This is a genomic window from Virgisporangium aliadipatigenens (assembly GCF_016863615.1).
Taxonomy (GTDB): domain Bacteria; phylum Actinomycetota; class Actinomycetes; order Mycobacteriales; family Micromonosporaceae; genus Virgisporangium; species Virgisporangium aliadipatigenens.
Window position 1 is genome coordinate 104,338 of sequence record NZ_BOPF01000032.1, and the last position, 13,784, is coordinate 118,121.

At 66.3% G+C, this 13,784-nt stretch carries 20 protein-coding genes; 8 read left to right on the forward strand and 12 right to left on the reverse strand.

What is annotated here, in order from left to right; all coding sequences use genetic code 11:
• The first annotated feature begins 16 nt into the window (after positions 1 to 16).
• On the forward strand, positions 17 to 373 hold the full coding sequence (locus Val02_RS34520; protein ID WP_203903485.1) for a hypothetical protein: 357 nt from the start codon (positions 17 to 19) through the stop codon (positions 371 to 373).
• Here Val02_RS34520 and Val02_RS34525 read toward each other — a convergent pair.
• Positions 370 to 600, reverse strand: coding sequence for a hypothetical protein (locus Val02_RS34525; RefSeq protein WP_203903486.1), 231 nt, complete (start codon positions 598 to 600; stop codon positions 370 to 372). The two genes, Val02_RS34520 and Val02_RS34525, sit on opposite strands and share 4 nt — an antisense overlap.
• Positions 601 to 668: 68 nt before the next feature.
• On the opposite strand from Val02_RS34525, the gene Val02_RS34530 reads away from it, so the two are divergent.
• Positions 669 to 911 (forward strand): hypothetical protein, encoded by a 243-nt coding sequence (locus tag Val02_RS34530; RefSeq protein WP_203903487.1) that lies wholly within the window; start codon positions 669 to 671, stop codon positions 909 to 911.
• A 137-nt stretch (positions 912 to 1,048) separates the two neighbouring features.
• Here Val02_RS34530 and Val02_RS34535 read toward each other — a convergent pair whose 3' ends face one another.
• From Val02_RS34535 to Val02_RS34545, 3 genes are all read right to left on the reverse strand, one after another.
• Positions 1,049 to 1,462 carry an excalibur calcium-binding domain-containing protein gene (locus tag Val02_RS34535; protein WP_239153559.1) on the reverse strand — a complete coding sequence of 138 codons (414 nt, stop codon included), beginning with the start codon at positions 1,460 to 1,462 and terminating at the stop codon, positions 1,049 to 1,051.
• A 214-nt stretch (positions 1,463 to 1,676) separates the two neighbouring features.
• A complete protein-coding gene (locus Val02_RS34540; protein ID WP_203903489.1) occupies positions 1,677 to 2,261 on the reverse strand; it encodes an HD domain-containing protein in 585 nt (194 codons plus the stop codon).
• Positions 2,262 to 2,445: 184 nt separating this feature from the next.
• The gene (locus tag Val02_RS34545; RefSeq protein WP_203903490.1) at positions 2,446 to 3,045 is read right to left on the reverse strand and encodes an HD domain-containing protein; all 600 of its coding nucleotides are present in this window, start codon (positions 3,043 to 3,045) and stop codon (positions 2,446 to 2,448) included.
• A 48-nt stretch (positions 3,046 to 3,093) separates the two neighbouring features.
• Between Val02_RS34545 and Val02_RS34550 the strand changes: the two genes are divergently transcribed.
• Positions 3,094 to 3,552, forward strand: coding sequence for a hypothetical protein (locus Val02_RS34550; protein ID WP_203903491.1), 459 nt, complete (start codon positions 3,094 to 3,096; stop codon positions 3,550 to 3,552).
• Here Val02_RS34550 and Val02_RS34555 read toward each other — a convergent pair.
• The 5 genes from Val02_RS34555 to Val02_RS34575 form a co-directional block, all read right to left on the reverse strand.
• Complete coding sequence (locus Val02_RS34555) at positions 3,535 to 4,137, reverse strand: hypothetical protein (RefSeq protein WP_308440038.1); 603 nt, start codon at positions 4,135 to 4,137, stop codon at positions 3,535 to 3,537. The two genes, Val02_RS34550 and Val02_RS34555, sit on opposite strands and share 18 nt — an antisense overlap.
• Positions 4,138 to 4,269: 132 nt before the next feature.
• The gene (locus Val02_RS34560; RefSeq protein WP_203903492.1) at positions 4,270 to 4,527 is read right to left on the reverse strand and encodes a helix-turn-helix domain-containing protein; all 258 of its coding nucleotides are present in this window, start codon (positions 4,525 to 4,527) and stop codon (positions 4,270 to 4,272) included.
• Positions 4,524 to 5,141, reverse strand: a complete 618-nt coding sequence (locus Val02_RS34565) for a GNAT family N-acetyltransferase (RefSeq protein WP_239153560.1) — start codon at positions 5,139 to 5,141, stop codon at positions 4,524 to 4,526. The genes Val02_RS34560 and Val02_RS34565 overlap by 4 nt, the downstream gene beginning before the upstream one ends.
• Positions 5,141 to 6,643 carry an APC family permease gene (locus tag Val02_RS34570; RefSeq protein ID WP_203903493.1) on the reverse strand — a complete coding sequence of 501 codons (1,503 nt, stop codon included), beginning with the start codon at positions 6,641 to 6,643 and terminating at the stop codon, positions 5,141 to 5,143. Before Val02_RS34570 ends, Val02_RS34565 begins: the two co-directional genes overlap by 1 nt.
• 50 nt (positions 6,644 to 6,693) lie before the next feature.
• Positions 6,694 to 7,392 carry a GOLPH3/VPS74 family protein gene (locus Val02_RS34575; protein WP_203903494.1) on the reverse strand — a complete coding sequence of 233 codons (699 nt, stop codon included), beginning with the start codon at positions 7,390 to 7,392 and terminating at the stop codon, positions 6,694 to 6,696.
• Positions 7,393 to 7,588: 196 nt separating this feature from the next.
• Between Val02_RS34575 and Val02_RS34580 the strand changes: the two genes are divergently transcribed.
• Together Val02_RS34580 and Val02_RS34585 are read left to right on the forward strand one after the other, a co-directional pair.
• Positions 7,589 to 8,866: a helix-turn-helix domain-containing protein gene (locus Val02_RS34580; protein WP_203903495.1), complete on the forward strand. Its 1,278-nt coding sequence runs from the start codon at positions 7,589 to 7,591 to the stop codon at positions 8,864 to 8,866.
• Between the two features lie 10 nt (positions 8,867 to 8,876).
• On the forward strand, positions 8,877 to 9,497 hold the full coding sequence (locus Val02_RS34585) for a 2'-5' RNA ligase family protein (protein WP_203903496.1): 621 nt from the start codon (positions 8,877 to 8,879) through the stop codon (positions 9,495 to 9,497).
• An 82-nt stretch (positions 9,498 to 9,579) separates the two neighbouring features.
• On the opposite strand, the gene Val02_RS34590 is transcribed toward Val02_RS34585, so the two are convergent.
• A complete protein-coding gene (locus tag Val02_RS34590; RefSeq protein ID WP_203903497.1) occupies positions 9,580 to 10,236 on the reverse strand; it encodes a hypothetical protein in 657 nt (218 codons plus the stop codon).
• Between the two features lie 618 nt (positions 10,237 to 10,854).
• On the opposite strand from Val02_RS34590, the gene Val02_RS47745 reads away from it, so the two are divergent.
• The 3 genes from Val02_RS47745 to Val02_RS34605 all read left to right on the forward strand — a co-directional run bounded on the left by Val02_RS47745 (position 10,855) and on the right by Val02_RS34605 (position 12,541).
• Positions 10,855 to 11,127, forward strand: coding sequence for a Uma2 family endonuclease (locus Val02_RS47745; RefSeq protein ID WP_239153561.1), 273 nt, complete (start codon positions 10,855 to 10,857; stop codon positions 11,125 to 11,127).
• 90 nt (positions 11,128 to 11,217) lie between these two features.
• The gene (locus Val02_RS34600; RefSeq protein ID WP_203903498.1) at positions 11,218 to 12,114 is read left to right on the forward strand and encodes a YDG/SRA domain-containing protein; all 897 of its coding nucleotides are present in this window, start codon (positions 11,218 to 11,220) and stop codon (positions 12,112 to 12,114) included.
• Positions 12,115 to 12,289: 175 nt separating this feature from the next.
• Positions 12,290 to 12,541 carry a helix-turn-helix domain-containing protein gene (locus tag Val02_RS34605; RefSeq protein ID WP_203903499.1) on the forward strand — a complete coding sequence of 84 codons (252 nt, stop codon included), beginning with the start codon at positions 12,290 to 12,292 and terminating at the stop codon, positions 12,539 to 12,541.
• Positions 12,542 to 12,559: 18 nt separating this feature from the next.
• Here Val02_RS34605 and Val02_RS34610 read toward each other — a convergent pair whose 3' ends face one another.
• Both Val02_RS34610 and Val02_RS34615 read right to left on the reverse strand, forming a co-directional pair.
• Complete coding sequence (locus tag Val02_RS34610; protein WP_203903500.1) at positions 12,560 to 12,946, reverse strand: hypothetical protein; 387 nt, start codon at positions 12,944 to 12,946, stop codon at positions 12,560 to 12,562.
• A 56-nt stretch (positions 12,947 to 13,002) separates the two neighbouring features.
• Positions 13,003 to 13,443, reverse strand: coding sequence for a hotdog fold thioesterase (locus Val02_RS34615; protein WP_203903501.1), 441 nt, complete (start codon positions 13,441 to 13,443; stop codon positions 13,003 to 13,005).
• Positions 13,444 to 13,784 lie beyond the last annotated feature (341 nt).

Here is a 13,784-nt window from a genome sequence, read left to right on the forward strand (position 1 = left end):
GCAAAGGAGGATCCCGGTGCCGGTCGCCGAGCTACTGATCGCCGTGGCCGGCACCGGCACCGTTACCACCCTCGCCGGTGCCGCGATCGGGCACCTCACCGGACGCCGCCGGCTCCACGCCGAGACCGCCCGCCTGCACGCCGAACGCACCGCCCTGCACGGTCAGGCCGCGCACGCCCTCGCCGAAGCGGCCGGAGTCCTCGCCGACGAACTGCGCAACGAACTCGAACGCCTCACCGACGACCTACGCGAAGCCCGCCAAGCACTCAGCGACGCCCAGACCGAGGCATCACACCTGCGCGTCGAGCTGGCCGCCGCCCGCGCCGAGATCGCTCGCCTCCAAACCCACATCGACCACCTCGCCCGCCGCTAAACCTCCGGTCGGCTCAGGTCATCGAGCCGGCGCCATCCGGTTCCGGCGACGAGTTTGGTCAACACGTCGCGAGCCTCGTCCTCGGTGGCGAACTCACCCAACGTCGAGCGGCCCGCCCGCCGCGCCTCGACCTCCCACAGGCCGCCGGCCCCGTTGTACCGCAACCACACATCGCGCCGGCCGCCCGTGCCCCAGTTGCCATTCCACCAGTGCTCCCGCGTCTCCACGCCCACACCGTATCGAACACACGTTCTAGCAGGTCAAGCCCAACACACCGTACCGAAAGGATCACCCTGTGAACGACAACCCGACCGCCGTCGGCGCGACCATCTCCGCCGCCACCAAGGCCGTACTCCTCGCCCTCATCGCCACCGGCGTACTGCCCTGGACCGACCTCCAGGTCGCCGCGGTCGCGCTCGCCATCACCGCCGTCGTCGACCTCGCCGTCACGTTCGGACTCATCCGCCCCCGCGTCACGCCGGTATCCGATCCGCACGACAACGACGGTCGATCGCTCATCTCGATCACCAGCCTCTAAAACGCGGACACAGCGGCCCCGTTCGCTTCCCATCCGGGAGGCGAGCGGGGCCGCTGTTCGTATTTGCGCGACGTCTGGACTGGATCCGGTAATGGCTCCTCAGCCGATAACTTGCACGTCCGAACGGCCGCCTGTTCCTATGTGTCGCAGGCGATCCCGTCGCCGTCGCGATCCAGCCCAGACCGATAGCCGGGCTGCCCCTTGTACAGCGGCGCCTTACCCGCCCGGCGGACCTCGTCGCAGTTCTTGTAGTACACCGACCCGCCACCGGTCGTCGCGGGCGGAGCGGGCGGGCGGCCCGTGGTCGCCGCGGGAGCAGGCGGGCGGCCCGTCGTCGCCGCAGGAACTGCGGCCGGGTTCGTTGCTGCCGCGCCGCCGGTCGGGCTCGTGCTGGCAGCGGGCTCGATGGCCGCGGCCGGCGCGGTCGTGGGCGCCGTGGTACCCGCGGGCTTCGGCGTCTTGTCCTCCGGTTCGCCAACGACCGCCCCAAAGACGGCGCACACCGCGCAGAGGGCTAAGACCCCGCCCGTGATCGACAGGACGATCGTCAAAGGCTTGGGAGCGGTTCGTGCCCGTGGAGTAGTCACCGGCGCACCGTACGGCGAAGACCGAAACTGTTCTGTCCAGTTTCCACACTGCGCAGCAAATCGAGCCCTTCGACGAACGCATCGAGGCTGGTGGTGCCAGCAGACTGTGCCGCTGGCACCGACGTCCCGAGCGCGGCAGGGATAGCCCTGCCAAGCGATGCGCTCGGGGACGCCTGGGCTACCCAGGCAGGTAGGGCGCAGCCTCGACTTTGGCGCGGCCGGTGGTGTAGGTCAGCAGGTCGGCGAGCTGCGGCTCCAGGAACGGTGCCGCAACGGCGGCGAACAGTTCGTAGTTGTTCATCCGCTCGGTGAGGTCGGGCCTGTCGCGCCATACGGTTGTCGGGTCGCCGCCCTTGTCCCGCATCCGCGCGCCGTGTTGAAGGACGGTGCCAAGGATGACAGCTTGGTCGGCTGCGCTCACCGACAGCGTGTCGACGTGCACGTCGAGGAGTTCGGGTCCCACCGGGCGCGCATCGCTGTGTTCGTGCCGTAGCTCCCGCACGACCCGCATGGTGTCCTTCCCGAAGTGCCCTTCCAGCTCCTCGGTCAGATCAGCGAAGTCGTCCACGAGGCGCGCAGCGTCGTGCAGGAGCGCGGCGACGATCAGGTACTGCGGGAGCCGGTACACGTGCTTGCGTAGCACGGAGGCGAGCTGGATGACGTGGCCGAGGGCAGGGCTGCCGTCGAGGGGGATGCCGGAGGACCACGACTGTGCGAGGGACAGCGCGTCTCTGACGAGCGGTTCTTTGGGCAGGATCCCCACGGAACGGACCTCACCGCGTTGCCCCGCACGCTCGGGACGGGATTGCTTCCCGTGGCGTGGTGTTGGTGCCGGCATGGGTGCCTCCAGTCGGGTCCGTAGGTGGGGTGCGATGACGGGCAGCCCGGGGCACGAGCCGGGCTCGATCGATGAGCTGCCCGTCATCGCGGCGCGCGGCGGGCGCGCCCTACCCTCGCGGCGGGGCAGCCGTGAGGGAGTTGGTGTGCTGGCCGGCTTCGGTGGCCGCCCAGTCGGTGACGTGGTGCAGTTCCTCGGCGAGGCGGTGCGGTAGACGCGGTTTCGCGGCTGCGGCGAATGCGTTGAAGTAGGGCACGCGGGCCACGAATTTCGGCCTGTCGCGGAAGTATGCGGCGGTGTCGCCGGAGTGCGTAGCGCGGCGCAGGATGGACGTGAGGCTGGCGACCTTGTCGGCCGCGCTGGCGTACACCGTCCAGTCGCTGAGCCCGTTCAGGTCGGGCTCGGTGCTGTGGTCTAGCGCGACGTGTTCGGCCTCCAGCCCGCGCACGGTCTGAGCGACGGCGGGGCCGAACCGGTTGGTCAGCAGCTCGTCAAGGTCTGTGTCGGTGGGCGCGAAGTACGGGGCGTCGTGCAGCAGCGCGGCAGCCACCAGTTGCGACGGTGCGGGGTCGAGCGTGCGGGTCAGGACGGTAGCGACGCGCACGGCGTGGGCGATGGCCGGCGCCTGGTCGATGACGTGGCCGTCGCACCACGTGCGGGCAAGGCGGAGAGCGTCGGCGACGAGTGGGTGGCGGGGTAGAGAGCCCATGGTCCGCTATCTACCTTTCTGTGCTGTTTGGTACTACGGTGTGCGGTCATGAAGCGCGGCCAGCGATCCGCCTCTTGGGAGGCCGACACCTGCGCGGTGTGCCCGGCCCAGCTCCTCGGCGCGGGCGAGTTCGACGTCACCGACCGGCCCGGCCGTGACTCCCGCTACGAGCCGACCGCCGGCTACCGGGTCAACGCCGTTACCGCCGCGCCCACGTGCGTGCACCCGTACCGGGTCGGGCTGATGCCCGGGGCGTACGCCAGCACCAACGCCCCGCTGCCCCAGGCGTCCCCGCCACCAGCGCCCGAGCCAGCGCATCTGGAGCTGCCGACGGACGCCGATGACCTGGAGGGCTGGTGCATCGCGATGCTGCGGGTGGTGGAACCGGAGGAGATGGCCTCCGCACTGGCGCGCGCGGAGGCCACCGCCGTTACCCGCTTCCCGGCCCGCCAAGTCGTGGCGGTGCTGCGGAAGGTGTGGGCGAGTGAGCTAGCCCGCCAGCACTAGCCGGGCGGCCTCACCGGTGAAATCGATGCTGTGGCTGCGACCGTCGCGGCCGATACCGACGGTGGCGTAGCGCTGGTTCAGGATCTGCAGCCGGCTGCGGGTGGTCGCGGCGTCGATCCAGTAGCGCGGGTTCGGCTCACCCCAACCGGCGGCGAGGTAACACCGGTGGGTGTAGTCGCCGGGGTTCCAGCCGAAGCGTTCCTGATCGGTCATGTGCACGAACCGGATCCCGAGCGCGGCGGTCATCCGCTGGCACAGCGTGTACTGCGCGAGGACGGCATGGACCATCTCGTCCACCGGCGCAGAAACCACCAGCTCGGCGGCATGTTCGTCGCCGTCGGTCAGTTCGAACACCGCCGACTTCAGTGCCAACACGCGCATCGCCTCGTCGAACAGCGGGCCGGTGTCGGTGTCGAGGTTCCACGAGGCGATGATCGGGTATCCGGTGAACGTTGCCCAGCAGTCGGTGTAGCGGCGCGCGGAGTCGCCGAGCCGCTCATAGTCCGGGTGGGCCTTCAGCGCGTCGAGGATGTCGTTGGCGCGGGCGGCGACTTCGGCCGGCGCGGGCAGAGTGGTCATGGTCATGTGGTTGATCTCCTTGTCTAGCAACGCTTTCCGGAAGGCTGATGTGGGTCACAGGTCCGTCATGGCGGCTCCGTTCTGCGGCGCACAGGGCCGCCGCATCCGTCGCTCGTCGGGCGTAGCGCCCCAGAGCGTTCATGGCGTCTCGGTACGCCCGGTGGTGGGAAGCGGGTGTGGGTGCTCGCGGGTCCGTACACCGCCGCGTGAGCGCAGCGCGATGCCGGAGTCGCGGAGGATGCGGTGCACGAAGCCGTAGGAGCGGTCCAGCTCGTCGGCGATCGCCCGGATCGACATCTTCTGGTGCCGGTACATGTGAACGAGCTTCTTGGTCATGGCGGCCCGCGCATCGCCGTAGAGGCGCCTGTGCCGTGACGGCTTACCGATCTGTGTCATCCCAGGCCGCCGTCGGGGTCGGTCGGCTCGCGCTGCATTGGGAACATCTCCGGGCCGCCGCGGGGCAGCAGCAGCCGGCGGCCGGTGTCGAGGAAGCCGTGCCGTAGGTAGAGGCGGCGGGAGCGTTCGTCGGATGCTTCGAGGTAGGCCGGCATCCCGAGCAGGTCGAGCTGGCGCAGGTGGTCATCGAGCAGGGCTGTACCGAGGCCCATTCGTTGCAGGTAGGGCTCGACAGCGAGGAATGCGAGGTGATGATGCGGCTCGCTGGGGTGGTGCTGCTCGAATGCGTCGTCTAGGGCGCGGAAGCGGTCCAGGTGACGGCCGCAGATTTCGGCTAGGCGTTCGTCGTAGCCGTCGATCGGCGGCAGCGGCTTGTCGCGGTGGAACCACACCGCCGCGCCCTTGTCGGCGAAGACGGTCCACACCTCGCCGTGGCGAAACGCGTGCTCGACGATCAAGGTGAACTGCTGGGCAAGCAGCCGCTCACGTTCTTCCTCGTCGTTCGGCACGAGCCATTCGGCGACAGCCATCTTCGCGAAGGCCCCGGCGATCCTTCGGGCAACCATGTCGGCCTGAGCCGGCTCCGCCCGCCGGACGGGAAGCATGGACGTCATCAGGCCACCGCCCGATGCACACCGACCGACGCGTCAACCGTGAGAGCGGCTTTCGCGCCGGCCCCGATGCGCTCGTAGACCTCCGGGCGCCAGACCTTGAGCATCAGCCCGACGATGATGCCGAACACGGCCAGGCCGGCGAACCCGGCGGCCGGTGTCCACCGCAGCGGCCCCGGGACGCCGAGCAGGACGTCGAGGTTCGCGATGGCGCAGGCCGAGATGACCAGCAGCGCGGCACAGGACAGCACGGGAGCGATCACGGCCTGCCACACATTCTCCTCATCACGTTCGCGGATGAAGAACGCGAGGACTGAGACCGAGGTGGTGGTAATCAGCAGAAGAACGCCGACGCCGCCGCTGGTCCCGCACCAGAAGAACAACTGCACCAACGGGTCCCAGCCCATCGCCGCGTACGTGAGGATGACCGCCAGGCCAAGGACGCTTTGGGCGAGGGAGCCGGCGACCGGCGCGTTCGTCTTCTGCCACACCTTCCCGAATATGCGAGGTAGGACGCCTTCGCGGCCGAGGGCGAAGATGTAGCGGCCGGTCGTGTTGTGGAACGAGATCATCGCCGCGATCACCGAGGTCAGGAACAGCACCGAGCCGATTCCGGCGACCGTGGCGCCCAGGTGGGTCGCCGCGAGGTCGAAGATCAGCCCAACTGATTTGTCCTTCGCGGCCTGGACGACGTTGTCCGGGCCGACAACAACGGTGATCGCCCACGACGACACCGAGTACAGACTCATCAAGATGCCGACGGACAGGTACGTCGCGATCGGCACGGTGCGTTGCGGGTCGCGGGACTCCTCGGAGAACGTCGCCGCCGATTCGAACCCGACGAACCCGAGCACCGCGAGGGCGAACGTGGCGCCGACCCCGGGGTTCGCCAACGTTTCCGGGTTGAGCGCGGCGAACGACATCACACCTTCGAACGGATGCAGCAGGTTCGCGGCGTCGAACACGACGATGACCACGATCTCGGATACCAGCAGCCCGGCGAGGACTTTGCCGTTGACGTCGACCCGCAGCACCCCGAGGACCGCCACGAGTGCCCACGACATCAGCGCCACGAGATACCACGGCACCGTTACGCCGAGCATCGCCAGGACCGGCTCTGCCGCCGCGCCGACCGCCCCGTAGAGGCCGACCTGAAGCGCGTTGTACGACAGCAGCGCCACCCATGCGGCGCCGACACCAGCCGGGCGGCCGAGGCCGCGGGCGATGTAGGCGTAGAACGCCCCGGCGTGCTCGATCCGGCGGGCCATCGCCACATAGCCCACCGAGAACAACATCAGCACGACGCCGATGACCAGGAACGCCACCGACAGCGCGATGATGCCGGTCACCGCCCACCCGGTCGTCACCACACCGGCCACGACCGTGAACGGCGCCGCCGCGGACAGGACGAAGAACACCACCGCCCACACGCCGAGCCGGTCGCGGGCCAACGTCTGCGCCACCAGGTCGCCGACCTGTGGACGAGGAAACTCAATCGTGGACATAACGGACTCCGAGGGGCAACAGAGGGGCAGAAAAAGATCAAGAAAGAGGGTTAGTGCGGGGCGAGGACCTGGCCGGTTTTCACCTGGCTCACGGCCTCAAGTACTTCGGTCAGGTTCGGTGTCAGGCACGCGCGGACCCGGCCGAGTTCGGCCAACGCCGCGGGGCGAGTCATCCGGTCCCACAACACGGTCTCGGTCAGACCAAGGAGGTCGACGAGGCTGGCCAGCATCACGTCGGCGGAGGACAGCGGATCGGCCCCGCCGTGCGAGTACGGCATCAGCCGATACGCCAACCGAAGCCCTGGCGCCGCGACCACGTCCTCGCGGCCGACCGTCTCCCAACCCGATCGGCTCCGGCGCACACCCCACCGCGGCGCCTTACGCACCAGACCGCGACGCTGCAACCGCTTCGCGACCTCATCGACCGCCGACGTCTCCCAAAACCGCACCCAGGTCGACAAGTCCTGATGCTGCGGCTGCGACAACATCGTGTCCAACACGGAATGCGCCAACGCATCGCGTGGCGGCTCGCGACGCTCCACCTTCAGCACACCGTTCTTCGCCGAGATGTTGCCGAACAGCACCAGCTCCGCCAGCAACGAGCCAGCCAGCCCGGACGCCAACACGCGCGAGTGAATCTCGCACCGACGGGTCTTCTGGTGCGCCACAAGGAAGAGGTCACCGGCAAGAAGCACAGGGCTCGCCTGGTCGGCCGGTTCGGTCCTGGGCCATGAACGCCCTGTATGCATGCCCGCCTCCTGCCTTCGCCTGGTTCGCCCACGATCGACGCCGAAACCCAGTAGAGCTACCGTCGTATGGCAGCGGGGCAGATAACGAAACGCACATCTACCCCGCGCTACCCAAGAGCCTTACGGTTAGTGCCAACAGAGTCACCGTTTCGCTGTTTCCGAAACGGGTTACCGAAACGCTGGAAGGGGCCAACACGTGATCACCGGCCACAGTTTGCGTCTCGCGCGCGAACAGCGGGGTGTAGGTCTCGACCGATTGGCGGCCTTGATTGGACGCACCAAAGGTCACCTAAGCCAGGTTGAGCGCGGCGTTAACGGACGGGGAGTGACACCCGCCCTGGTCCGTGCATACGAGGAAGCCCTCGGGGTGCAGGTAGAAGCCACGCCAATAGGCGGAAGCTTTCCGGAAACCATGAAATCGGTGAGCAACAACCTGGGCCGGGAGCGGACAATACCTCGGCAACATGGAAATGCCGCAACCTCCGTCGAGGATGCGGCAGCACGCGCAATGGATTTTGCAGTTTGGGCGGAGGCTACGAACGTGGGTGTAACGACCTTAGAGCGACTGGAGACTGAGACGCGTCGGCTTGCGAAGGATTACCTGACCCGGCCACCCATCGAGGTCTTTGCTCATACCTCGAAACTCACGCGGACCGCGTTCGACTTGATTCAAGGCGGCCATCAGCACCTGAACCAGACCCGCGATCTGTACGTCGCGGGCGGCTGGCTGTCAGCGCTGCTGTCGTGGATCTCCGGCGATCTCGGTCAGCCTGCCGCCGCAGCGGAACATGCTCGTGCAGCCTTGATATGTGCGGATCAAGTAGGTCATGCAACCCTTCGCGCCTGGGCGTTGTCGGTTGCGTCGAAAGCCGCCTACTGGGACGGGGACTACACAACGGCCGCCGACCATGCCCGGGAGGGCCAGAAATCCGGAGCGAACGGCACGGCGCTCGTCTTCCTCGCCTGCCAGGAAGCTGACGCACTCAAGGAAACGCGGCGAACGAGCGAGGCGGTCGACGCACTCAATCGAGCCCGGTCCTTCCGCGATAAAGTCGATTCAACGGATGATGTCGGCGGGCTCTTTTCCTGCGGACACGCAAGGCAGGCAAACTATGAAATTGGCGTCCGCCTGGCCGCGAAGGAACCCACAGAAGCACTGAAAGCCGCCAAGCACGCGGAAGAGGCTTACAAGTCGGGTGAGCAATGGGCATATGGAACCTGGGCACAGATTCAGTTCGGTGTTGCACTCGCTCGAATCCAGCGGGACAACATCGACGGCGCCAATGAGGTCTTGGAGGGCGTCTTCGAGATGTCGCCGGAGCATCGCCTTGACACTCTAGTTCAACGGTCCGGCGAGGTCGCTCGCGCGTTGCGTGAACCACGCAGGGAAGCGAGCCGGGACGCCCGAGCGCTGGTTGACCGGATTCGGGAATTTCAGGACTCCCGGGTTACAATCCGGGAACTGCCACAATAGGGAGTAGGGCATGAACGAGGTCTCTATGCGAGATCACTGGTGGTGGCGGCCCGGCTGGCGAATCGGACGCCGAATGTATACCTGGCACATTACCTTCGACGGCCAAGACTCACTTCACCGCCTCGTTGCCTCCTATCAGGCCCCACTAGACGAACTGCATGGCCTCGACAAGATACCTGCGAAGTGGCTACATCTAACGATGCAAGGTCTCGGCTTTGTTGACGAGGTTCCCGCGGAAGAGGCGGCCGCAGTTGTGGACAACGTGCGACAACGGTGTCGATCATTTACGCCGTTTGAATTGACTTTCGGCGCACCAAAGGTTGACCCCGAAGCGATTATGTTTGCTCTGCATCCCGCCGAGCCGGCCCGCAATCTCCGTAACAATGTTAGGGCAGCCATTGCAGACGTTCGCGGGATAGACAAACTGGAGGAATCGAACGAATGGAGCCCGCATGTGAGTATTGCCTATAGCAATTCCACCGGATCCGGCACTCCATACAAGAATGCGCTTGACTCGGTTACCGTTGAGCCGGCGGTTCTCGTGGTCGAAAGCGTTGATATGATCGTCCTCAACCGCGACAACAAGATGTACGAATGGGAGACTTTTGCATCAGTCCCGCTTACGGGCTAATGACCACTCGGGTCACCTTAGGCGAATCGAGGCCCCTTGCATAGCATGCTTGCCTTCCCGACCACAGACGCCAGCACCGGCATCATGCAGCGTTTAGGCATGTCCTCAGCCACCGGTCAGAGCATCCGAGTTTCGCCGCGACACTTTTCCGACTGAGTTCCGGTTCGTCGGCCCAAACCGCTTCTGCCGCAGCTCGCCACTCAGAACGCGTCCGACGAACCGCACCAGCCGTGCGCGGAGTCGCGCCCGGCAACATCAGCGGCTCATCCGCGGATTCACGACTCATCTCCTCTGCACCCTCAGGACGTTCAGCACCAGCCAACGCACCCGAGCCACAGAGGCAGTCCGAGTCGACTTCGTTCGACTCGGGCGCCATGGACGCGGCCGCATTCTGGCCGAGGTGGTGGACTCGCCAGCAGACGATGGGCGCTACGGCCGATGCCGCGATCACCAGAGCCCAGTGACGAGGGACTAGGCCAATGGCGAGCAGATGAGCCATTGCCTGACAGACGATCATGAGTCCGAGCGCCGCGAATACGTCTGCGCGTTTGCCAGTGGCGAACGCGCAGAAGCCGTAGACGCCGAGCCCCACGGGCAAGAGCCACGCGAGGGCGGGGACGATGCCGATCTCCACGGCAAGGTGGTACTCGCCGACCGCGGACATCAGTTCAGCGGCGATAAGAGCGATCCAGCGAACGCGCTGCACTGCGGACGCGCCGTTAGGCTGGGCGGTAAGCATCGGGACTCCTGCCAAGGGTCAGTTCCGGTGTGAGGCCCCGGGTTGGTGTTCCAGCACCGACCTGGGGCCGCCCATTCGCGAAAGGCGAATGAACGATCGCGCCGACGATAGCGAGCAGTGGCCCGTTTCGCCACTCCCCCCGGTGGGCGACGGTCACCCTCACGAAAGAGATGGCGACTACAGATGGTGAACTCGGATCACGGGGCCGCGTGAGCCCGGTTGCTCCGACCGGCGCTGAGCCGCTATGGTCGTTGTCGACCGTCCGCCTGTCGCAGTTTGGCAGGTTGGGCTAGCACGTAGGGCAGGCCATAGCACACCGGTTAGGCCGGTTGTCCTGAAAAGCGGAAGGTCGGCGGTTCGACCCCGCCCCTGCCCACAAAGCTCTTCGCCGGGCTTTGCAGACCCCGACCAGCGCTCGCGCGCGGTCGGGGTCTTTGCTGTTCACCCGCGCCGAACTCAAGTCATCAGCGCCTCTCCCGCAGGCTGGCCAATGCCCTCGAGTCCGACCGCCGCTGAAGCCGGCCGGTCCGTGTACGAGGCAGTCAACGTCCGCCTCCGCACCGACCAGCTAGTCATTCCTGATCTTGTGGTCGTGAACCACGATGACGACTTCGTGGTGTGGACGCCGGTGAGGTTGCGCTAATTGGAGAGATCGTCACGCCGGGCAACGCCGGCACCGACCGCGTAGTCAGGATGCAGTTTTACTCCGCCGCTCAGATCGAGTGGCACCTCCTCGTTGAGCAGGAGTCCGTCGACAGCCTCACGCTCCGGCTCAACCGGCTGGACGGCGCCCACTACGTCGAGGAGCACGTCGCCAAGGCCGGCGAGAGCCTCACCTCCGCCGAGCCATTTCGAATCCAACTCGACACCCAGTCACTACTCCGCCCTTGACCGCCATGTAGCAACAGGCCGAGACGCCGACCCACGCATCATGCTGAGCGGAGAACGGAGTGATGGCTCCGCTTGCCTATGTTGAACGCCATGGCAGATCGCACGTACGGCGAGATCCCTGGCTATCCGGTTGGCTCCGCCTTTACCAACCGGGCAGAACTGGCCAAATCAGGCGTTCATCGGCCGAATCAGGCCGGCATCTGTGGCGGCAAGGACGGCGCGGAGTCCATCGTCGTTTCCGGCGGCTACCCGGATGATGAGGACTTCGGCAATGAGATCATCTACACCGGCCATGGCGGCAACGACCCTCAGGCTAAGCGTCAAATAGCACACCAGAAGCTCATCCAAGGAAATGCCGGACTGGCGCGAAACCAATTTGAAGGTAACCCAGTAAGGGTCATCCGCGGGGCCGGCGGCGATAACGACCAATCACCTGCCTCCGGTTTCCGATACGACGGCCTCTTCCGAGTCGTCGACCATTGGCACGAAATCGGCAAAGACGGCTATCGCATTTGGCGCTTTCGACTAACCAAAATCGACAGTAATGCGAACCCATCGCCAGCCTCACGCACCGAACCCGCAGGCCGCGCCTCCGCCACCATCCAGCGGATCATCCGATCGTCAGCCAACGCGCGGCGGGTCAAGGAACTGCACGACCACCGCTGCCAGGTGTGCGGACTGCGACTAGAGACACCCGCGGGGCCTTATTCAGAGGCGGCTCACATCAAACCCCTCGGCCGACCGCACGACGGCCCCGATGTCCAGGGCAACATTCTGTGCCTTTGCCCAAATCATCATGTACTGCTCGACTCCGGCGCCATTTACGTCGATGACCACAGTGTGGTGCGCTCGGCGGTCGACGACATGAAACTAGGCGAACTTCGCACCGCAGGAAAGCACATCATCGACTACACCTTTGTGAAGTATCACCGCGAGCACTACGGAATCAGCGAAATCGAAATCGAGCTTCATGACCACGGCGGATGATCAGCTGAGGCACGATAGCCTGCACACCGCCACCGCAGTCCGCCCACGCCCTGGCCGTTCACCCGTCGCGCCCCGCAACGGCGCCAACCCAGCCGGCAAGTATGCGGCGCGCGCGTCCGGAGAAGGCGGCAGCGAAAAGACTGGACATCGGTGCAGAAGCGTTCATGCTGGCACGATGACCAGTCACACGCCGTGGAGCACCGGCCCCGCTCAGGACGACGGGCGGCTGGCGGAGATCCGTCGGGACCGCGGCTTCACGCGCGAGCAGGTCGCCGAGCGGATGGGCGTTCCGGTGGAGCGGGTGGCTGCCATCGAGGCCGGGCAGCACAACGATCCCGAGACCCTGGCCGGTTTTGCCGAGGCGCTCGGCGGTCGACTCCACGCGGCGATCCACTTCGAGGACGGCGAGATCGCGTCCCTCACCTGAATGAGAAGCCGAAAGCCGTCAGGCGGTGCGCCGGCGCATCGTCGCGACCGCTGAGCCGGCCAGTGTCAGCAGACACTGCTCCAGCTTCCCGTCGACCTGGGCAACCCGGAAAAGGGCCTCCGCGGTCATCTGATCGGCGTTTGCGTACGCGCTGAGGAAGCGGGCCACCCAACGGGTGTCGTACGTCGCGTCCTCGATGTCGGGGAACTCCAGCCGCCACGGGCCGGTCACGAGGCGTTCGCCCACCATCGTGGCGGCGAGGCACCAGGCTACGTCGTAGACGGCACCGACACCTCCGCGGTCGACCAGGGCGTCGAACGCCCCGACCACCCCGGCACCGTCACCGGCAAAGGCAGAACGGAGCACTTCTGCCGCGTCAGCGCGCACCTCTTGGGCGTCGGTCACGGCCGAACAGTAGAACCGCTGGTCAACTACCCAACACTTTCGGGTAACCGGGCACGTCACCTTGAGGCAGCACGCAGTTCCTCCCGCAACGCGCAGCTCAGGCGTACCGTGCACACCCGCCGGCCGTCGGCATCGGTGATCACGATCTCGTAGCTGGCGGTCGTGCGGCCGAGGTGCAGGGGCGTCGCGACGCCGGTCACCAGCCCGCTCCGCACGGAACGGTGGTGCGTCGCACTGATCTCGGTGCCGAGCGCGATGCCGCCGAACTGCCGCCGCGCGTGGGCCGCCGCACCGAGGGAGCCGAGCGTCTCGGCGAGCACGCAGGAGGCACCGCCGTGCAGGAGCCCGTACGGCTGGGTGTTGCCCTCGACGGGCATCGTGCCGACGACCTTCTCCGGCGACACCTCTTCCAGAACGATGCCGAGCCGGGCCGCCAGATCGCCCCCTGTCCACTGCGTGGGAGACAGGTCCCCCTGCGGTGGCGAGGTGCTCGACATGTCAGCGAGATTACCTATCACCGTTCGGCCTCGGCAGCTGAGTGCCCGAATGCGCACCAACAGCAAACTGGCTGCACTGACATATCCGTTTTTACCGGGAGTATGGCCTGAAACGGCACCACACCCTGAGCAGCGTCTCAAATGCGTGCAGCGACCTGGCCAAACACCTATCGATCCGGACGCGGCGACCCGCTATGGTGCGCACGGTCAGTAAGGGACGTAGGGAGAGCACCAATGTTCGACCGAGCGGCCGTCACACCGCCCAAGATCCGGCGCGGAATCAACGGCCCGAACATAGCCGAGCGATACAACGTGCTCGGGCCGAACGCAGGACGGATACT